The 18,966-nt window shown below is 62.0% G+C and carries 18 protein-coding genes; 8 read left to right on the forward strand and 10 right to left on the reverse strand.

The genetic code is table 11. The features are described 5' to 3' along the window. Both AC5E6N_RS16075 and AC5E6N_RS16080 read right to left on the reverse strand, forming a co-directional pair. Positions 1 to 779: ABC transporter permease (locus AC5E6N_RS16075; protein WP_491748759.1), on the reverse strand; the 779-nt coding region annotated here is incomplete at its 3' end. Next, complete coding sequence (locus AC5E6N_RS16080) at positions 776 to 1,798, reverse strand: ABC transporter permease (RefSeq protein WP_491748760.1); 1,023 nt, start codon at positions 1,796 to 1,798, stop codon at positions 776 to 778. The genes AC5E6N_RS16075 and AC5E6N_RS16080, both read right to left, overlap by 4 nt. Before the next feature lie 133 nt (positions 1,799 to 1,931). Between AC5E6N_RS16080 and AC5E6N_RS16085 the strand changes: the two genes are divergently transcribed. Beyond that, a complete protein-coding gene (locus AC5E6N_RS16085; protein WP_491748761.1) occupies positions 1,932 to 2,537 on the forward strand; it encodes a helix-turn-helix domain-containing protein in 606 nt (201 codons plus the stop codon). A 39-nt stretch (positions 2,538 to 2,576) separates the two neighbouring features. Continuing rightward, positions 2,577 to 4,166 (forward strand): ABC transporter substrate-binding protein, encoded by a 1,590-nt coding sequence (locus AC5E6N_RS16090; protein WP_491748762.1) that lies wholly within the window; start codon positions 2,577 to 2,579, stop codon positions 4,164 to 4,166. A 44-nt stretch (positions 4,167 to 4,210) separates the two neighbouring features. On the opposite strand, the gene AC5E6N_RS16095 is transcribed toward AC5E6N_RS16090, so the two are convergent. Further along, positions 4,211 to 4,888, reverse strand: a complete 678-nt coding sequence (locus AC5E6N_RS16095) for a CoA transferase subunit B (RefSeq protein WP_491748763.1) — start codon at positions 4,886 to 4,888, stop codon at positions 4,211 to 4,213. Then, positions 4,885 to 5,592 carry a 3-oxoacid CoA-transferase subunit A gene (locus tag AC5E6N_RS16100; RefSeq protein ID WP_491748764.1) on the reverse strand — a complete coding sequence of 236 codons (708 nt, stop codon included), beginning with the start codon at positions 5,590 to 5,592 and terminating at the stop codon, positions 4,885 to 4,887. Before AC5E6N_RS16100 ends, AC5E6N_RS16095 begins: the two co-directional genes overlap by 4 nt. A gap of 127 nt (positions 5,593 to 5,719) precedes the next feature. Here AC5E6N_RS16100 and AC5E6N_RS16105 point away from each other — a divergent pair, with 127 nt between their 5' ends. Then, positions 5,720 to 6,475: an IclR family transcriptional regulator domain-containing protein gene (locus AC5E6N_RS16105; protein ID WP_491748765.1), complete on the forward strand. Its 756-nt coding sequence runs from the start codon at positions 5,720 to 5,722 to the stop codon at positions 6,473 to 6,475. 52 nt (positions 6,476 to 6,527) lie between these two features. On the opposite strand, the gene AC5E6N_RS16110 is transcribed toward AC5E6N_RS16105, so the two are convergent. Genes AC5E6N_RS16110 through AC5E6N_RS16135 form a run of 6 tightly spaced genes read right to left on the reverse strand, consistent with a single transcriptional unit; the run spans position 6,528 to position 13,236 of the window. Next, positions 6,528 to 7,331, reverse strand: a complete 804-nt coding sequence (locus AC5E6N_RS16110) for an ATP-binding cassette domain-containing protein (protein ID WP_491748766.1) — start codon at positions 7,329 to 7,331, stop codon at positions 6,528 to 6,530. After that, positions 7,324 to 8,196 (reverse strand): ABC transporter ATP-binding protein, encoded by an 873-nt coding sequence (locus AC5E6N_RS16115; protein ID WP_491748767.1) that lies wholly within the window; start codon positions 8,194 to 8,196, stop codon positions 7,324 to 7,326. Before AC5E6N_RS16115 ends, AC5E6N_RS16110 begins: the two co-directional genes overlap by 8 nt. Then, positions 8,193 to 9,044, reverse strand: coding sequence for an ABC transporter permease (locus AC5E6N_RS16120; RefSeq protein ID WP_491748768.1), 852 nt, complete (start codon positions 9,042 to 9,044; stop codon positions 8,193 to 8,195). Before AC5E6N_RS16120 ends, AC5E6N_RS16115 begins: the two co-directional genes overlap by 4 nt. Then, positions 9,037 to 10,047: an ABC transporter permease gene (locus AC5E6N_RS16125; protein ID WP_491748769.1), complete on the reverse strand. Its 1,011-nt coding sequence runs from the start codon at positions 10,045 to 10,047 to the stop codon at positions 9,037 to 9,039. The genes AC5E6N_RS16120 and AC5E6N_RS16125 overlap by 8 nt, the downstream gene beginning before the upstream one ends. A 52-nt stretch (positions 10,048 to 10,099) precedes the next feature. Continuing rightward, the gene (locus AC5E6N_RS16130; protein WP_491748770.1) at positions 10,100 to 11,629 is read right to left on the reverse strand and encodes an ABC transporter substrate-binding protein; all 1,530 of its coding nucleotides are present in this window, start codon (positions 11,627 to 11,629) and stop codon (positions 10,100 to 10,102) included. A 32-nt stretch (positions 11,630 to 11,661) separates the two neighbouring features. Then, positions 11,662 to 13,236, reverse strand: coding sequence for a phytoene desaturase family protein (locus AC5E6N_RS16135; protein WP_491748771.1), 1,575 nt, complete (start codon positions 13,234 to 13,236; stop codon positions 11,662 to 11,664). Positions 13,237 to 13,349: 113 nt separating this feature from the next. Between AC5E6N_RS16135 and AC5E6N_RS16140 the strand changes: the two genes are divergently transcribed. The 5 genes from AC5E6N_RS16140 to AC5E6N_RS16160 all read left to right on the forward strand — a co-directional run. Continuing rightward, positions 13,350 to 14,141 carry a cyclase family protein gene (locus tag AC5E6N_RS16140; RefSeq protein ID WP_491748772.1) on the forward strand — a complete coding sequence of 264 codons (792 nt, stop codon included), beginning with the start codon at positions 13,350 to 13,352 and terminating at the stop codon, positions 14,139 to 14,141. Between the two features lie 5 nt (positions 14,142 to 14,146). After that, the gene (locus AC5E6N_RS16145; RefSeq protein ID WP_491748773.1) at positions 14,147 to 15,712 is read left to right on the forward strand and encodes a phytoene desaturase family protein; all 1,566 of its coding nucleotides are present in this window, start codon (positions 14,147 to 14,149) and stop codon (positions 15,710 to 15,712) included. Continuing rightward, entirely contained in the window at positions 15,709 to 16,191 is a 483-nt protein-coding gene (locus tag AC5E6N_RS16150; protein WP_491748774.1) for a MarR family winged helix-turn-helix transcriptional regulator, read from the forward strand. The genes AC5E6N_RS16145 and AC5E6N_RS16150 overlap by 4 nt, the downstream gene beginning before the upstream one ends. Positions 16,192 to 16,218: 27 nt before the next feature. Continuing rightward, entirely contained in the window at positions 16,219 to 18,363 is a 2,145-nt protein-coding gene (locus AC5E6N_RS16155; RefSeq protein ID WP_491748775.1) for a thiamine pyrophosphate-dependent enzyme, read from the forward strand. Beyond that, positions 18,360 to 18,966, forward strand: a 607-nt coding sequence (locus AC5E6N_RS16160) for a 2-oxoacid:acceptor oxidoreductase family protein (protein ID WP_491748776.1), incomplete at its 3' end; no start/stop codon positions are given. The genes AC5E6N_RS16155 and AC5E6N_RS16160, both read left to right, overlap by 4 nt.

Genomic DNA, 18,966 nt, shown 5'->3' on the forward strand with positions numbered 1-18,966 from the left:
AAGGTGCGGCCGCGCGAGATCATGGCGCCCCATTCGGGCAGCGGCGGCTGGGCGCCGAGACCGAGGAAACCGAGCCCGGCGGCGGTCAGAATGATGCCCGCCATGTCGAGCGTCACACGAATGATCATCGACGAGGTGCACAGCGGCAGGACGTGGAGCGTGATGATACGGGCATTCGATGCGCCCACCAGCTTCATGGCGGAAATGAATTCGGAATTGCGGAATGTCAGTGTTTCGGCGCGGGCAATGCGCGCATAGGCCGGCCAGGCCGTGACGGCAATGGCCAGAATGGCGTTTTCGATGCCAGGGCCGAGCGCGGCGACAAAGGCAAGCGCGAGGATGAGCTTCGGCATCGAAAGGAAGACATCCGTCACGCCCATCAGAACCTTGTCGATCCAGCCGCCGAAATAGCCCGATATCGCTCCGATCACCAATCCGAGCGGCGCGGAGATGATTGCAACCAGCGCCACGATGAGCAGCGTTACGCGCGCGCCGTAGACGACGCGCGAGAAGATATCGCGTCCGAGCTCGTCCGTGCCCATCCAGTGCTCTGCCGATGGGGGCAGGAGGCGGCGGCCGAGATCCTGGCCGAAGGGGCTTTCAGGCGCGATGAGCGGCGCGAAGGTAGCCGTCAGCACCAGCGTCAGGACGATCAGCATTCCGAGGACGGCCAGCGGGTTGCGCAGCAGGGCAACGGCAACGCGATAGGCGCGTGCGCTGTTTGCCTGAAAACGCGAGGTCGGAGAATCTTCCGTGATCCATTGCCTGATGCTCATCATGCGCTCCTGGGGTCGAGGATGCGGTAGAGCACATCGGAGATCTTGTTGATCAGGATAAAGACCGTGCCGATGACCAGCGTCGCCCCGAGGACCGCGTTCATGTCGGCATTGAGCAGCGCCGTCGTCAGATAGTTGCCGATACCGGGCCACGAAAAGACGGTCTCGATCATGACGGAGCCCTCAAGAAGACCGGCATAGGACAGGCCGATCACCGTGATCAGCGGAACACGGATCGCGCCGAAGGCGTGCACCCAGACCACGCGGAATTCCGACAGGCCCTTGACCCGGGCGGTGGTGATGTATTCCTGCCCCAACTGGTCCAGCATGAAGGAGCGGGTCATGCGGGCGATATAGGCAAGGCTGAAGAAGCCGAGGACCGTTGCCGGCAGGACAAGATGACTGAGGGCGTTCTTGAAGACGTCGGTATCGCCGGCGATCAGGCTGTCGACAAGAAGCAGGCCGGTGACCGGTTCAACGAGACCGTCGTAGAAGATGTCGACCCGGCCCGGGCCGGCAACCCAGCCGAGACCGGCATAGAAAACCGCCAGCCCGACCAGCCCCAGCCAGAAGGCCGGCACCGAGTAACCCAGAAGGGCCAGGACGCGGATAATCTGATCGATCCATGATCCCTGGTGGGCGGCGGCCCACACGCCCATCGGAACGCCGAGGGTGACGCCGATGATGATGCCGAGCGTCGCCATTTCGAGCGTCGCGGGGAAGACCCGCAGCAGGTCATCGGCGACGAGCTGGTTTGTCGATACCGACCGGCCGAAATCGCCGCGCAGCGCGTCCCATACGTAATCGGCGAACTGAACGATCAGCGGCCGGTCCAGCCCCATGGCCAGTTTTGCGGCATCGTATTGTTCCTGGGTCGCCCGGTCGCCGACGACGGACAGAACCGGGTCGATCGGCACGACGCGGCCGATGAAGAATGTGATGGCGAGCAGTCCCAGAAATGTCAGCGACACCAGGATGATGAAGCTGCTCACAGCGCCGAGGTTCCTTCGGATGTTGCGCACTGCCGCTGAGATGGAGTGTCCTTTCCGGGCCTCGGCCCTTCTGCCCGAGCATATCGGATTCAACTGATAGATATTTCTCTTGGTCAAGGCAAAACTTTTTGATTTAATAAAAAAAATTTTTATGGGAGGTGTCATGTCGCAAGCCGCTCTCAAGAGTGAACCCAGGATGGGTCATCTGATCCGCAAGTGCAGGAAACAGAGCGGCATGACACTCCAGGCCCTTGGCGACAAAGCCGGCGTTTCCGTCGGTTATCTGTCTCTCGTCGAACGCGATCACGCGACGCCCTCGCTGGGGACGCTCGCCCAGATTGCCCGGGCGCTCGATGTGGGGCTTGAGTATTTCGTATCGACCCCCAAGCCGGCCGACTCGCTGACCCGCGCGGATCGGCGGCCGCGATTTTCGATCTCCGAAACCGGTGTCAGCTACGAGACGCTCGGGACCAAGTTTCCGGGTGTGGAGCTATCGTCCTATATCATCCATACGCCGCCCGGTTACGGGTCGGAGGTTTCGCAGCACGAGGGCGAGGAATTCATCTATATTCTCGAGGGCGAGATCGAGCAGACCGTGGGCGACGAGACCTTCGTCATGGGTGAGGGCGACAGCCTGCACTTTCGCGGCTCAGTGCCGCATTCGTGGAAAAACGCCACCGACAAGCCGGCCCGTATCCTGTGGACCGGAACACTGACCGTCCTGCAGAGCTTGGGCGCGCAGCGCCGGCCCAATCTGCCGCCGGCATGATTTCAAGAACCATAACGATCAACAGGTAGGAGAAAGCCCATGTTACTACTGCGAAGAACTCTGTTAGCTGCTGCCGTTGCGCTGCCTTTGGCGGCACCGGCGGTCACATTGGCCGATACGCCGCCCGGCGTGCTAGTGGTCGCCCAGAACATCGACGATATCGTCGCGATCGATCCGGCGCAGGCCTATGAGTTCACCAGCGGCGAGCTGGTCACGAACATCTATGACCGTCTTGTGCAGTATGATGCCGAAGACACGACCGTCCTGGCTCCGGGTCTTGCCGAATCCTGGGAGGTGGATGCCGACAACAAGACCATCACCTTCAAGCTGCGGGACGGCGCGACATTTCACTCGGGCAATCCTGTTCGCGGCGAGGATGTGGTCTATTCCTTTGCCCGCGTCGTCAAGCTCAACCTGACGCCCGCCTTCATCCTGACGCAGCTTGGCTGGACGCCGGAGAACGTGGAGGAGATGGTCAGTGCCGACGGCAATGTCGTCACAGTCAAATATGATGGTGATTTCTCGCCGGCCTTCGTCATGAACGTCCTTGCCGCCCGTCCGGCATCGGTCGTCGACAAGAAGACCGTCATGGAACACGAGGTGGATGGCGATATGGGCAATGCCTGGCTCAACGCCAACTCCGCCGGCACCGGGCCGTTCTCGCTGCAGGCCTATCGTCCGGCGGAACTTGTTCGTCTGGCCGCCAATCCTGACTATTTCAAGGGCGGGCCGAAGGTCGATTCCGTCATCATCCGGCACGTGGCGGAAGCCGCCACCCAGCAATTGCTGCTGGAATCGGGCGATGTCGACATGGCCAAAAACCTGACGCCTGACCAGATCAAGGGTCTGAGCGGCGATCTCAAGGTCGAGGTCTTCCCGCAGGCCGCGGTGCATTTCCTGTCGTTCAACCAGAAGACCGACAGCCTGACCCCGCCCGCCGTTTGGGAAGCGGCCCGTTACCTTGTCGACTACAAGGGCATGACGGACACGATCATCAACGGACAGATGGAAGTGCATCAGGCGTTCTGGCCGAAGGGCTTTCCGGGTTCCTATGATGAAACGCCCTATAGCTACGACCCTGACAAGGCGAAGCAGATCCTGAGCGATGCGGGCATCGAGACGCCGATCACGGTCACGCTCGATGTCATCAATGCGGCGCCGTTCACCGATATGGCGCAGTCTTTGCAGGCGAGTTTCGCGGATGCCGGGATCACATTCGACATTCTGCCCGGAACCGGCGCTCAGGTGATCACCAAGTATCGCGACCGGACCCATGAGGCCATGCTGCTTTACTGGGGCCCTGATTTCATGGACCCGCACTCAAACGCCAAGGCGTTTGCCTACAACTCGGACAATTCCGACGGCAACTACACGGCGACCACCACATGGCGCAATTCCTGGGCGGTTCCCGAAGAGCTGAATGTGATGACCAAGGAGGCTCTGACGGAGTCGGATCCTGACGCCCGTCTGAAGATTTACCGCGAGTTGCAGGAGAAGGTGCAGAAGGACTCGCCCATCGTCATCATGTTCCAGGCGGCCTATCAGGTGGCCATGGGCCAGGATGTCTCGGGTTATGTCAACGGCGCGACATCGGACTTTGTCTTTTACCGTCTGGTGGAAAAGAACTAAGCCAATGAAAATGAACCGGCCGCCGAGCTTGTCGGCGGCCGGTTTTACAGGTCCGGGGCGTTGAGGTCTTCAACCGCGCCCTCGAGAACAAGCTCGGCGCCGGTCAGCGACTGAAGTTCCTCTACCGAGATAGCCGGCAATTTCTCTCTCAGCACAAACCGGCCGTTATTGATGTCGAGCACCGCGAGGCTGGTGTAGACGCGGGTTACGCACCCCACACCGGTCAACGGAAATGTGCACCGTTCGACCAGCTTCGGTTCGCCTTTTTTGGTGACGTGATCGGTGATCACGGCAATACGTTTTGCTCCGTGTACCAGATCCATGGCGCCGCCGACGGCCGGCACGCCTTTATCGCCAATGCGCCAATTGGCAAGATCGCCGTTCCGGGCAACCTGATAGGCGCCGAGGATCGCGACATCCAGATGACCGCCGCGCACCATGGCAAAGCTGTCCGCATGGTGGAAGAAAGCCGCTCCGGGATTGATCGTAACGGCCTTCTTGCCGGCATTGATGACGTCCCAGTCTTCCTCTCCCTCCGCCGGCGCCTCTCCGAAACCGAGTATGCCGTTTTCGGTGTGGAAGATGGCCTGCCGTCCGGGGGGCTGATACCGCGCCACCATCTCCGGGAACCCGATGCCGAGATTGACATAGGCGCCGTCTTCGATGTCCTGCGCGGCCCGCCAGGCGATCTGCGCGTTTGTCAGCTTGATGTCTGCGGTCATGGGTAGGTTGCTCCCGCGCGAATGAGCGCTTCTTCCTGCTGCGGGTTCGCGACCTCCACCAGCCGGTCCACGAATATGCCCGGCGTGACGACATGCTCGGGATCGATCCCGCCCGGCTCGACAATGATGCCGGCCTGCACGATGGTCGTTTGTGCCGCCGCGCACATGAGCGGGCTGAAATTGCGCGCGGCCCTGCGGTAGGTGAGATTGCCGTGGGTGTCGCCGATCTCGGCCTTGATGAGGGCGAAGTCGGCCTTCAGCCAGCGTTCGCGGACATAGGGCCTGCCGTCAAACTCCTCGACGGGCTTTCCCTCGGCAAGCTCGGTGCCATAGGCGGTGGGGGTGTAAAACGCGGGAATGCCAGCACCGCCGGCGCGGATGCGTTCGGCCAGCGTGCCCTGGGGCACGAGTTCCAGCTCGATTTTCCCGGCGAGATAATTGTCCGTAAAGGCCCTCGGGTCGGATGACCGGGGAAAGGAACAAATGACCTTGCGTACCATCCCGGCATCGATCATGGCGGCGATGCCAATGCGGCCGTTGCCGGCATTGTTGTTGATCACGGTGAGTTCGCGGGGGCGGGCTTCGACGAGCGCTTGGATGAGTTCGATCGGTGCTCCCGAGCCGCCGAAACCGCCGATCATAACCGACGCTCCGTCGCCGATCCCGGCCACGGCGTCACTCAGGCCGGCAACTGTTTTGTCCATGGTTCCGTCCAGTCCTTTTCGATGGCCCACATGCCTCCCATTCAGATAGAAAAATCGGGCTCTGGCGGCAATTCAATTCGTGCGATATAGGTATTATGTTCGTATATCGCACGAAACTGGTTCCGAAATGATTCAGCAACGCGACATAATGGGAGGCCTTGCCAAGGGGCTTGCCGTCATTGAGACCTTCTCCGCCGAAAGACCCAGGCAATCAATTGCCGAGGTGTCAACGGCCAGCGGTCTTGACCGCGCGACGGCGCGGCGCTGCCTGCTGACGCTCGCTCATCACGGTTATGCCGATTACGACGGCAAGTTCTTCACGCTGACGCCGCTTGTGTTGCGGCTCGGCACGGCCTGTCTTGCGACGATGCCCTTGCCTCAGGTGGTCCAGCCTTTTCTTGACCGTCTGTCCGACGATCTGGACGAAAGCAGCTCCGTTTCCATTCTCGACTGGACGGAGATCGTCTATGTGGCGCGTGCCGCGCAGCGCAAGGTGATGTCCATCGCGCTGATGCCGGGTTCACGCCTGCCGGCTTTCTGCACATCCATGGGACGGGTGCTGCTTGCGGCGCTTCCGGAGGCCGAGGCCATGAACGTTCTGAGCGCCGGGCCGCTCCCGGCGCGGACGGACCGCACGGTGACGGACCCGGATGCTGTTATGGCGCAGTTGGCCCATGTGCGGGAACAAGGCTATGCGGTTATTGATCAGGAGGTCGAAATGGGCCTTCGCTCCATTGCCATACCGCTGCTCAACAGCCGTGGAGATGTGGTTGCGGCGATGAATCTCGGTGTTCCGGCCCTTGATGGGGCGGATGACCTTGCGAAGAAGTATCTGGGGCCGATGCAAAGCGTTCAAAAGGAACTTGCCGGCCTGCTCCGGTAGTCGTGCCCTTCGTCAAAGGCGCCCTTTGACGACGCGGTTTGAGCAAAATGTTTCAGGTCCAGGGCTGGTCGGGATCGGGCAACGGGATGGCCGACAGCAGTTCGCGTGTGTACTCGGCCTTTGGAGCGTCGAAAACCGCGCCGGTTTCAGCATTTTCAACGATCTCGCCGTGATGCATGACGATGATACGGCTGCACAGCCGCCGGATGACGGACAGATCGTGGCTGATAAAGGCGAGTGTCAGATCGAGTTCCCGCACCAGGGTTTCGAGCAGGTTCAGCACCTGTGCCTGGCTTGAAACGTCGAGGCCGGAGACGATCTCGTCGGCGAGTATGAAGTCCGGCCGCAGGGCGATGGCGCGGGCAATGCCGACGCGCTGGCGCTGGCCGCCCGAGAGTTCGTGCGGAAACCGGCCGCGGAATGTGACCGGCAGGCCCGCATGCGCGAGCGCCTCGTCCACGCGGTTTTCGATCCGGTCGAGACCCTGGAGCCGCAGGGGGCCGGCGATGATCCCGCCGACGGTGCGTCGCGGATTGAGCGACGACATCGGATCCTGAAAGATCATCTGGAAGCGCCGACGCCTGGGACGCAACACATCCTCGCCAAGATGTGTGATATCCGTACCGTCGAACCGGATGGTGCCCGATTGCGGTTCGAGCAGGCGGATAAGCGCCCGCCCGAGCGTGGATTTGCCCGATCCCGATCCGCCGACGATGCCCAGAACTTCACCCTTGGGGATGTCGAAGGACAGCCCCTTCAGGATGTCGATGCGCGGCGCGCGGCCAAGCAGCGGTTTGCGCGTCAGATCGGGCAGCGACAGGTGCAGATCGCGGATTTCGTAAAGCGTATCAGCCACCGCGCCACTCCGCTTCAAAGGCCTCGACCTCGGCCTGAACGGCTTCGATGACGCTATCCGGGACGGGCGTCAGGCTGGCCTGCGGGTCGGTGTATTTCGGTGTTGCCGCCAGCAATGCCCGCGAATAGGCGTGGGAGGGGGCGGAAAAGAAACTGCGGATATCGGTGTCCTCGACGATCATGCCGGCGTAAAGGACGGACAGGCTCTGGCAGACCTTGGAGACGACGCCGAGATCGTGGGTGACAAAGAGCAGGGCGGTTTTGTGCCGCGCCTGCATTTCGCCGATCAGGCGCAGGATCTGTTTCTGCACGGTCACATCCAGCGCGGTTGTCGGCTCGTCCGCGACGATCAGCCTGGGTTCGGCGGCGAAGGCCGAAGCGATGAGGATGCGTTGGCGCATGCCGCCGGACAGTTCATGCGGATAGCTCGTCATGACCCGTTCGGGATCGGGTATGTGCACCTCGTCCAGCAGTTCCAGGGCACGGGTCTGTGCGTCCGCGCGCGACCAGCCGAGAATGTCCACCAGCCGGTCGGTGATCTGTCCGCCGACCCGGTGGGACGGATTGAGCGCGGTCAGCGGGTCCTGCGGAATGAGCGCGGCCTTGGCGCCGATACGCCGCCGGCGCTCGGCCGGGGCGAGGGAGAGCAGGTCCTCGCCGTCGAGCAGGATGTCGCCCTCGATGATTTCAATGGCGCGCGGAAGGATGCCGAGAATGGCCTTGCCGATCATGCTCTTGCCTGCACCGCTTTCGCCGACAAGACCGTGCACTTCGCCTTCATTCACGTGCAGCGAAACGGACCGCAGGATGCGCGGGCCGCCGATGAGGGCGACAGAGAGGTTGCGGATCGACAGAAAAGCGCTCATCGCAGCACCGGATCGAAGCGGTCCTTCAGCCCCTCGCCAAGCTGGCTGAAACTGAGAACCGTGAGAAACAGGGCAATGAGCGGGAACACCAGCACCCACCAGGCCTGATGGATGGAGATCCGGCCCTCGGCGATCATGCCGCCCCAGGTCGGCGAATCCGTCGATATGGACAGGTTGACGAAGCTGAGGATGGCTTCGACGATCACCGCGATGCCCATCTCCAGCGTCAACAGCGCCACCATGGTCGGCAGGACGTTCGGCAGGATTTCGGCAAACATGGTGCCGATGCGCGTGCGCCCGGCAACCTGCGCGGAGGCGACATAATCCATGACACCCTGGGTCATTGCCTCGGCGCGTATGACGCGGGCAAACCGGGTCCAGTCGATGATGACCACGGCGATGATGATCGATGTGAGTCCGGTCCCCAGAACCGCGATCAAGAGGATTGCAAAGAGCACGGGCGGGAAGGACATCCAGATGTCGACAAGGCGCGAGATGATGGCGTCCGGCCAGCCGCGAAAGTAGCCGGCGATGATACCGAGCGTCGCGCCGATCAGGCAGGTGGCGGTTCCGGCAATGAGCGCGACCGCAAGCGCGACGCGCGCACCATAGAGGATGCGGGACAAGACGTCTCGCCCGAGACTGTCGGAGCCGAGCCAGTATCCGGGTTCCGCGCCGTCCATCCAGAAGGGCGGGAGCCTTGAGGTGAAAAGGTCCTGCGCCAGCGGGTCCTGCGGGCTGATCCATGGTGCGAGCAGGGCCGCAAGCGCCAGAAAGCCGAGCCATCCGCCCGACAGCCACAGCCGCCAGCCGGCGCGCCGTTTTATCTGCGCGCGTCCGTCAAGCATGGCGAAGCCTCGGGTTGAGCATGGCGTAGGTGAGATCGACCAGAAGATTGACGGCGGTGAAGATCAGCGCAAAGACGATGACAATGCCCTGGATCAGCGGCAGGTCGCGGTTGATCACGGCGTCGATCGCCATGTTGCCGAGGCCTTCATAGGAAAACAGCCGTTCAATAATGACGGTTCCGCCGATCAGGAAGGTGAACTGGACGCCGACCAGCGTCAGGGTCGGCAGAATGGCATTCGGAAGCGCCTCGCGCGTAATCACGTGATTTTCGCCGTAGCCCTTGGTGCGCGACAGGGTGACGTAGTCGAGATGCATCGTTTCCTTGAGCGACTGTTTCAGGAGCTGTGCGATGATGGCGGCAAGCGGAATGGCGAGCGCCAGCGCCGGCATGAACATGTGCGCCACAAGGTCTGCGAAGATGCCGAACTGCAGCCGCACGATGCTCTCGATGAGGTAGAAATCCGTCGTGAACGGCAGGTCGAGCGAAGGCGATACGCGGCCCGAGATATGAAAGACCGGCACCAGAACGCCGAAGAGAAGGATCAAGAGCAGGCCCCAGAGGAAGTCGGGGATGGACAGCGCCATGCCGTTCGTCACATCGATGGTGGCTTCTGTCCTTGTGCCGCGGAAGCGCGTGCCGGTGAGGGCGAGCGTGCCGCCGACCAGCACGGCGATGGCCAGGGCCATGACCGAGAGTTCCAGTGTCGCCGGCAGGCGCCCGAGAACCAGATCGATCACCGGCTGGCGCAGCGATATGGATGTGCCGAAATCGCCCTGCAGGACGCCCCGCAGCCAGATGAGGAACTGTTCCGTCAGCGGTTTGTCGAGACCGTAGAGCGCCTCAAGACGCGCGATGTCGGCATCCGTCGCGCCGGGCGGCAGCATCATGGCGATCGGATTGCCGGGCACCACACGGATAACGAAGAACACGATGATCGCGACGCCGAGCAGGGTAATGAGCGTGCTCAGGAGCCGAAGACAGACAGTGCGTAGAAGCAGCATTCAAAGTCTCTGGAAGGCAGGGCCGCCGCGTCTGCGGCGACCCCGAAACGTGTCAGGAGCGTGTCATCAGATGCGGCAGCAATGCACCCGAAGCATGCGGTGTGACCTTCACCCCGTCAACATGCAGGATCGGCTGCACATACTGGATCAGCGGGATGACCAGCGCATTGTCGGCAATGTGGCGGTCGACGTCCTTCCAGCCCGCGATGCGCTTGTCCTCATCGGCTTCGCCCCAGAGCGGCAGGATCATCTCCAGCAGTTCCTGGCCGTCCCAGACCGAGTGCGGCGACGGACCGAACATGGCAAATCCGGTGGATGTCGTCGGGTCGCCCACCGCATTGCCCCAATTGTAGAAGGCCGCCGGCGCAAGCGTGTCGGCCGCGCGCAGCTCGAAATGCTTGGCGATCTCGTAGACTTCGATCTCCGCCTTGATGCCGACGCGGCGCCAGAGGCCGACAATCGCCTGGATGATCTCGTAGTCCTTCGGCTTGAATCCGCGGGTTGTCTGGATCTTGAAGCGGACGGGATTGTCCGTCGAGTAACCCGACGCGGCCAACAGTTCCTTGGCCTTCTCCGGATCGTAGCCGACGGTGATCGACGGATCGTAGGCGATGTAATCCGGCGTTTGTAGCGTGTCGATCGGCACGCCGTAGCCGGATAGCAGCCGGTCGACGATGGTCTTCTTGTCGATCGCCAGCGCCGCCGCCATGCGCACATTCGGATCGGTCATCACCTCCACATCGTTGAGGAAGATCATGCCGATATCGGAGATCGGCTTGTCCGTCCCGGATATGCCGTTGCCTCCCTTGAGGCGGTCATATTCCTCATAGGGCATTTCCAGCGTCACATGGGCGTTGCCGGATTCGATTTCAGCAACCCGCGCCGCCGCATCGGTGACGAATTTGATCGTGACCGTCTCGAATTCCGGCTTGCCGCCCCAATAGTCGGGATTGGCTTTCAGGCGCACAAATGCGTTGCGTTCGAACCGGTCGACCATATAGGGGCCGCTGCCGACCGGCTTGGCTTCAAAGCCCTCCGGGCCGACCTCTTCATAATAGGCCTTCGGCAAGACGTAGCCGGTCAGGAAGGACATCCATTTGAAGATGGTCGGTTCATATTCCTTCACATCGGCGGTGATACGGTTGCCGTCGATGGCAAAATTGCCGATCTTGCCCCAGATGAACTGGATCGGGTTGCCGGTGTCCGGATTGCCGGCGCGTTCGAGCGACCAGACGACATCCTCCGGTGTGAGCGGCGAGCCGTCATGCCATTTGACGCCTTCGCGCACGGTCATGAAGATCTGGCTGCGGTCGTCGTTCCAGCCCCATTCGGTGATGATGCCGGGTCCGAAAGTGAGGTCGGGATTCTGGTGGATGAACATATCGAAGACGGACTGGTAGATGCCCTGGATCGTCGGGTTGACGGCCGAGGGACCGACGGTCGGGTCCCAGCTCGGCAGGTTCACATTGTAGGCGATGACCAGTTCGTCGATGTCCTGAGCCAGCGCGGGCGCGGCGAATGCGGTGATGGCCACACTGGCGGCTGAAAGCTGCAGCATGCTGCGGCGGCTGAGTTTTGTCATGGTGTGAACTCCCTCTTTTATATTTGGTATGGTTATGATCCGGCCAGTTTGCGGGCGAGAAGAAAGCCTGATCCGGCGCCCGTGCCCGCGCCGGGCCAGACGGCAGCGCCGGTGTGGTGGAGATTCCTGATCGGTGTTGCTCCGTCCGTGCGGCCTCTCGTCGGGCGGAACAGGAAATGCTGATCGAGATGATGGCTGCCGCAAATCTGGTCGCCGCCGACGAGATTCGGATTGCCGGCCTCGAGGTCGAGCGGAGAGACGACCCGGCGCGCGAGGATTTTTGCCTTGGTGCCCGGCGCATTTTTTTCGATGATGTCGAGAACGCGATCCGCGAACGGTTCGGCTGCGGCGTCCCATTGGTCGGCCGTGATCTCACCGGCTGCATCGCCCTTGATTTCGGCCGGCGCCATGCGGGCCTGCAACCACATAATGTGTTTTCCGTCCGGTGCGCGGGAGGGATCGACCGCTGTCGGCTGACCGGCCACCACCACGGGTTCATCCGGCAGCAGGCCGGCGCTTGCCTGCTGGTAGGTCCGGGCTATCTGATCGAGCGAGGGCGCCAGGTGCACATAAGCGAAGTTCTTAAGCTCCGCACCCGCCGTCCAGTCGGGAAGATCGTCCATCGCAAGATGGATCATCATGGTGCCGGGCGCGTGACTGAAACGCTGCATCGCGGCATCATATTGTTTGTCGGACGTGCCGCCGGTGAGTTTCAGAAGAGCGGAAGGCGCGACATTGGCGATAACGGCACGACCCGCCTTGAAGGTGCGGCCGTCCGCGAGTTCGATACCTTTCGCTTCGCCGTCCTCGCTCACGATACGGGCAACCGGCGCACTGCACACAACGCTTCCACCCTTTGCCTCTATCGTTGCGACCATCGCGCGGATGATTGTATCGGCCCCGCCCTTGCCGAGCACCATTCCGAATGCCTGGTTGGCCATGGCCTCCAGATAGGGAAACAGCGCACCGCCGGCGACATCCGGAGCGAAATCAAGATGCATGCCCCAGGCGCCGAGCGTTGCCTTCAGGTGCTCGGACCGGAATGTCTCGTCGAGCCAACGGCGCGGCGACGAGATGAGAAAACGAACCAGGTCGAGGCTTCCGCCGGTGCTTTTCTTGCGCCAGAGGCGCCAGGAAGAACTTGCTAATGCATGCATATTCATCGGATTTCCGAGGAGTGCGAACAGGTGTTCGGCTTCGGCGGGAAAAGCCTGCGTCAGTGACTTCCAGGTCTCCGCGTCCTGCTGCGAGAATTCGGCGATGCGTGCGGTTGTCGTATCGACATCATTGCTGACGCCCAGCCATTTTCCATCCGGAAAAACACTGGCAAAACAATTGGAAACCGGCGCGAACTCAAGGCCGTTCCTGCCGAGTTCGTCACCATACGCCTTGAAGAATGCCGATCCGGCAAAGAGCGAGAGGTTCATGGCGGCCCAGTCATGGCGGAAACCGGGCTGCGTATATTCACCCGTCTTCACCGCGCCGCCCGGCTCGGACGCCTGTTCGAAAACGGCCACGCGCCAGCCCTTTGCGGCCAGATGCGTTGCACATGCCAGGCTGTTGTGTCCTGCGCCGATTATGATGGCGTCAAGATTGCCCTGAACCATGGTTGACTCTCATTCCTCCATCCAGATATTTGCAAATGCAATTATTCATGTCTAGCATGAATCTAAACTGCGGCCGGACCGGCCGGTTGAGGAGCAATCAGGGAGTGAGGACAATGAGTTCGGCAAATGTGTTGGAGCAGCTTGGTGCGATGTTGCTGTCGGGGGGCGTTGAAGTCGTTGACTGTTCCGGTGTTTTGGGGCCGGACACGCCGCTGCTGAAACTGCCGGAAGGCTTCGGCGACAACACGCCGAAGATCGAAATACACACGATATCCGAATATGACGACAAGGGACCGTTCTGGGCGTGGAACTGGCTCAAGCTCGGCGAACATTCCGGCACCCATTTCGACGCGCCGCACCACTGGGTGACCGGAAAGGATTTCGAGGACGGCTACACCGATACGCTGCCGGTTCAAAGGCTGGTTGCGCCGGTCAATGTGATCGATTGCTCGCAGCAGACGGCGGACAATCCGGATTTCCTGCTGACCGCGGACGCGGTCAAGGCCTGGGAAGCCGAGCACGGCGAGATCGGCAAGGGCGAATGGGTCGTCATGCGTTCCGATTGGGACCAGCGCGCCCATGACGAGGCGCTGTTCTTGAACGCTGACCAAAACGGGCCGCACTCCCCGGGACCGACAGTGGATTGCGTCGAGTATCTGCTTTCCAAGGAGATCGTCGGATGGGGCAATCAGTGCATCGGCACCGATGCCGGTCAGGCCGCGGGCATGGAGCCTCCTTTCCCGGCGCATAATCTCCTGCACAAGTCGAACTGTTACGGCCTGGCCTCGCTGGCGAACCTCGACAAGCTGCCGGCCAAGGGCGCCATTCTGATCGCCGCGCCGCTGAAATTCGAAAAAGGAACCGGCAGCCCGATCCGCGCGCTGGCACTCGTTCCGAAGGGGTGAGGCCGGTGAAGCCTGTCGATCACGTCATCATCGGATCGGGCATCAACGCTTTGGTGGCGGCGGCTCTGCTTGCAGACAAGGGCCGCCGGGTGCTGGTGCTGGAACGGTCCGAGGTCGCGGGCGGCTGCATGCGCACCGAGGAGGTGACGCTGCCCGGCTTTCACCATGACGTCATGGCGGCGACCTTCGTCCTCTTCATCACGTCGCCGGCCTTCGGCGAACTCGGAGAGGATCTGGTCCGGCACGGCCTTGAGTTCTGCCACACGAGCGATCCGACGGCGGTTTTGCGTCCCGACGGATCGGCTCTCGTCTTCAAGACCGACCGTGCGGCGAATGTTGCCGCTTTCAACACGTTGCAGGCCGGCGAAGGCGATCGGCATGCCAGGGATGTGGGCGCCGTGGAAGCGGATGCGCCGTTCCTGTTCGCGCTGCTCGGCGGACGCCTGTGGTCATGGCAGATGGCGCGCCTGATAGCGGGACAGGCGTGGAAACGCGGTTTGCGGGGCCTGGCGGCTTGGGTCGGTACGGCCCTTCGCCCGGCGCGCGGCTGGCTGGAAACATCCTATCGCAGCCCCTTGGTCCAGGCCCTGTGGGCGCCCTGGGTATTGCACACCGGCCTGACGCCCGAGAGCGCCTATTCCGGCCAGATGGGCAAGGTGATCGCCTTTGCGCTCGAAGCGGCGGGCGCGCCGGTCGTCAAGGGCGGCTCCGGGCAGGCGGCGGTTGCCTTTCGCAGCCTTATCGAAGAGCGCGGGGGTGAGGTGCGAACCGGTGCCGACGTGGATCAGATCATTGTCGAGGACGGGCGTGCGCGCGGTGTTGTCACTCAATCAGGCGAGCGGATCGAAGCGCGGGACGTGATTGCATCGGTGGCGCCCGGACAGCTTTACGAAAGGCTGTTGCGCGACAGCGATACCGAAGACCGCCATGAAGCGGAAACGTTCCGTCACGGTCGCGGGAATTTTCAGGTTCACTACGCGCTCGACCGGCATCCCGAGTGGCTCACGCCGGGCCTCGACGAGGTTGCGCTCATTCATTTGGCCGACGGCATCGATTCCGTATCGAAATCGGCCAATGAGGCCGAGCGTGGCATGCTGCCCGAGGCTCCGACGATATGTGTCGGTCAGCCGCATCGGCTGGACCCGACCCGCTGTCCGGACGGCAAGGCTGTTTTGTGGCTGCAGATCCCCGATGCCCCGCGCCTGATCAAGGGCGACGCGGCGGGGAAGATCGATTGTGGCGCGCAATGGACCGACGCGATCCGCGAGGCGTTTGCGGACCGGATCGAGGCGATCCTCGCCAAGCACATCAAGGATTTTGACGGCATCAAGCTGCAAAGGCGGGCCTATTCGCCGGCCGATCTGGAAAAGCTGAATGTCAATCTTGTCGGCGGCGATCCCTATGGCGGCGCCTGTTCGATCGATCAGTTCTTCCTGTGGCGTCCGTTTGCCGGTTCGGTCGACAATACGACCGCGATTCGCAATCTCTACCATATCGGCGCATCAACCCATCCCGGTCCCGGGCTTGGCGGCGGTTCCGGCTACAATCTGGCAAAAAGGATGGGCGCATGAGCGATGCAAAACTGTTGCAGCGCGGCGAAAGCGCCCGGTTGGGCGAGATCGGCCTCAACAATTTCGCGCCCTATCTGATGAACAGGATCATGGGCCGCTACAATGTTTCGCTGCGCGAGGAAATGGCGGCTCTGGGGCTGACAACGCCGAAAATGAGGGCATTGGCGGTCCTGTCGGTTATCGACGGCATCCTGCTGCGCGAACTGGCGGTCTACGCCGTGGTCGAGCTTTCGACCTTGAGCCGGGCGCTCGACTCGCTCGAGGCGGACGGGCTGGTGCGCTGTCAGGCGGATATGTCCGACGGCAGGGCGCGGCGCGTGTTTATCGCCGATGCGGGCCGTGAGACGTTTGACCGGCTGTGGCCGCATATGTCCGAGAATTATGAGCGCATGTTTGCGGGGATCGATCAGGAGGAACAGCGGGCCTTTGTCGGCACGCTGCAGAAGATGCTGGCGAATATCCGCAAGCATAATTTTTAGCATGGCTGGATAAACGGGAAAGAGACCATGGCCGAACGGTCATTCAAGGCAGAGGTAGAACATTTGCGTCTGGGTTCAGGCGATATTTTCACCGGTGAGGGCATTCTGGCGATCACCAAGGCGCTGCTGCAATGCGGCGTCGGTTATGTGGGCGGCTATCAGGGCGCGCCGATCTCGCATCTGATGGATGTGCTTGCCGATGCGCAGGAACTCCTGGGTGAGCTCGGCGTGCGCTTCGAGGCCAATGCCTCCGAAGCCGCGGCTGCCGCCATGCTGGCGGCGAGCGTGCACTATCCCATCAGGGGCGCCGTGACCTTCAAGGGCTCCGTCGGCGTCAATGTGGCCTCCGATGCGCTTGCCAATCTGGCGTCTTCGGGCGTGACGGGCGGCGCGCTGATCATCGTCGGCGAGGATTATGGCGAGGGCTCCTCGATCATGCAGGAGCGAAGTCACGCCTTCGCCATGAAGTCGCAGTTCTGGCTGCTTGATCCACGTCCCAATCTGCCGTCGATCGTCAAGGCCGTGGAGCAGGGCTTCGAACTGTCCGAGGCGTCGAACACGCCGGTCATGCTCATGGTGCGCATCCGGTCGTGCCACGTGACGGGCAGCTTTGACGCAAAGGACAATGTGCGCCCGCCGCTGAGCGTGCGCGATGCGCTGTCGGAGCCGCGCCGGGATTTTGCCCGGGTGGTGCTGCCGCCTATGTCCTTTGCACATGAGCATGACAAGATCAACAACCGTTGGCCGGCGGCCGAGAAATTTGTCGCCGAGAACAAGCTCAACGAGCAGTTCGGGCCGAAGGAGTTCCCGGTCGGGATCGTCCTGCAGGGCGGTATGTATAACGGTGTCATCCGCGCGCTGCAAAGGCTCGGGCTTGCCGATATCAATGGCAATACGGATGTTCCGCTTTACGTGCTGAACGTGACCTATCCGCTGTTGCAGGATGAATTCCTGTCATTCTGCGAAGGCAAGGAATCGCTTCTGGTGATCGAGGAAGGTCAGCCGGAGTTCATAGAGCAGGGCCTTTCGACCATGCTCTATCGCGCCGGCAGTCCGGTTGCCATACACGGCAAGGACCTGTTGCCCATGGCCGGCGAATATACCGGCCAGGTGATGCTGGACGGGCTGACGGCGTTCCTGAAAAAAACGGCGCCGCATTGCCTGCCGGGGCGGGTGGTTGCGCCGAATTTCGAGATGCCGACGATCCCCGACATTTCAAAAACCGTGCCGATCCGTCCGCCGAGCTTTTGCACGGGATGCCCGGAACGGCCGATTTTCGCGGCGATGAAGCTTGTCGAGCAGGAACTGGGCGCCCACCAGATCACCGGCGATATCGGCTGTCACCTCTTTGCCAGCCTGCCGCCGTTTGAAATCGGCGGCTCAACGATGGGGTACGGTCTCGGTCCGGCTTCGAATGCCGCCTTTGACGGCGGTGGCGAGAAGCGCGCGGTTTCGTTTCTGGGCGATGGCGGTTTCTGGCACAACGGGCTCTCAAGCTCCATCGGCAATATGTTGTTCAACAAATCCGACTCGGTGGCCGTGATTGTCGACAATTACTACTCGGCGGCGACCGGCGGACAGGACATTCCGTCCTCGCGCGCCGACAATCCCACCAAGGCGACAAAAAACCCCATCTCAAAGGCCTTGCAAGGCGTCGGTGTCGAATGGGTGCGTCAGATCGACAACACCTATGATGTCGGCAAGATGCGCGAGGTTATGCGGGAGGCGCTGACGACCGACTATGACGGTCCGAAGGTCATCGTTGCATCGTCGGAATGCATGCTCAACCGCCAGCGGCGCGAGAAGCCGCTGCGCAACAAGGCGGTCAAGGAGGGACGCCGTGTGGAGGTCCCGCGATTTGGCGTCGACGAGGATATCTGCACCGGCGATCACGCCTGCATCCGCCTGTCGGGCTGCCCCTCGCTTTCGCTGAAGACGCTGGACGATCCGCTGCGGGACGATCCGGTCGCCAGTATCGACCAGACCTGTGTCGGATGCGGCAATTGCGGCGAGGTCGCCGATGCAGCCGTGCTGTGTCCGTCCTTCTATCGCGCCGATGTCGTTCACAATCCGGGCGGTTTTGAAAGCTGGCGCGCCCGGATCGCCCAGCGCTTTATCGGATGGCTGCAAAGGCGCCGCGCGGCAACGAGACTGAATTTCGCCGAGGCATGACGGTGTCCGTTGAAGAGCAGTTTGTGGCGCGGACGCCCGATCCGCAGCTCGGCGGGATTATCAAGCTGGCCGTCATGGCGGTCGGCGGGCAGGGCGGCGGTGTCCTGACCAACTGGATTGAGTCGCTTGCCCGAACCGAGGGCTATGATTGTCAGGCGACATCCGTTGCCGGTGTCGCGCAAAGAACCGGAGCGACGATCTACTATATCGAAATGGCGCCGGCCGGGGACGGAACGCCGGTGTTTTCACTCGCGCCTTCCGTCGGCGATGTCGATATTCTGGTGGCGGCTGAAATGATGGAAGCCGGACGGGCGATCGTCAGGGGTTTCGTGACCCCGGACCGCACGACACTGATTGCCTCAACGCATCGGGCGCTGGCAATTTCGGAAAAGACGGTTCCCGGCGACGGTGTCGCCTCGTCGGAGGAGGTGCGCGCGGCCGCCGAGATCGCGGCAAGCCGGCTGATCCTGTTCGACATGGAAAGGATCGCCGCCGATAACGGTTCGGTGATTTCGGCGAGCCTTTTCGGCGCGTTGGCCGGATCCGGTGTCCTGCCGTTTTCGCGCCAGGCGTTCGAGCAAGCCATCCGCTCCGGGGGCAGGG

This window comes from Hoeflea sp., assembly GCF_984452065.1.

What these genes read in the sequence shown, in the direction of transcription:
- AC5E6N_RS16085 (WP_491748761.1), top strand. Translation starts at nt 1,932, where the DNA reads ATGTCGCAAGCCGCTCTCAAGAGTGAACCCAGGATGGGTCATCTGATC.
- AC5E6N_RS16090 (WP_491748762.1), top strand. Translation starts at nt 2,577, where the DNA reads ATGTTACTACTGCGAAGAACTCTGTTAGCTGCTGCCGTTGCGCTGCCT.
- AC5E6N_RS16095 (WP_491748763.1), bottom strand. Translation starts at nt 4,888, where the DNA reads ATGACCGCAGACATCAAGCTGACAAACGCGCAGATCGCCTGGCGGGCC.
- AC5E6N_RS16100 (WP_491748764.1), bottom strand. Translation starts at nt 5,592, where the DNA reads ATGGACAAAACAGTTGCCGGCCTGAGTGACGCCGTGGCCGGGATCGGC.
- AC5E6N_RS16105 (WP_491748765.1), top strand. Translation starts at nt 5,720, where the DNA reads ATGATTCAGCAACGCGACATAATGGGAGGCCTTGCCAAGGGGCTTGCC.
- AC5E6N_RS16115 (WP_491748767.1), bottom strand. Translation starts at nt 8,196, where the DNA reads ATGAGCGCTTTTCTGTCGATCCGCAACCTCTCTGTCGCCCTCATCGGC.
- AC5E6N_RS16120 (WP_491748768.1), bottom strand. Translation starts at nt 9,044, where the DNA reads ATGCTTGACGGACGCGCGCAGATAAAACGGCGCGCCGGCTGGCGGCTG.
- AC5E6N_RS16125 (WP_491748769.1), bottom strand. Translation starts at nt 10,047, where the DNA reads ATGCTGCTTCTACGCACTGTCTGTCTTCGGCTCCTGAGCACGCTCATT.
- AC5E6N_RS16130 (WP_491748770.1), bottom strand. Translation starts at nt 11,629, where the DNA reads ATGACAAAACTCAGCCGCCGCAGCATGCTGCAGCTTTCAGCCGCCAGT.
- AC5E6N_RS16135 (WP_491748771.1), bottom strand. Translation starts at nt 13,236, where the DNA reads ATGGTTCAGGGCAATCTTGACGCCATCATAATCGGCGCAGGACACAAC.
- AC5E6N_RS16140 (WP_491748772.1), top strand. Translation starts at nt 13,350, where the DNA reads ATGAGTTCGGCAAATGTGTTGGAGCAGCTTGGTGCGATGTTGCTGTCG.
- AC5E6N_RS16150 (WP_491748774.1), top strand. Translation starts at nt 15,709, where the DNA reads ATGAGCGATGCAAAACTGTTGCAGCGCGGCGAAAGCGCCCGGTTGGGC.
- AC5E6N_RS16155 (WP_491748775.1), top strand. Translation starts at nt 16,219, where the DNA reads ATGGCCGAACGGTCATTCAAGGCAGAGGTAGAACATTTGCGTCTGGGT.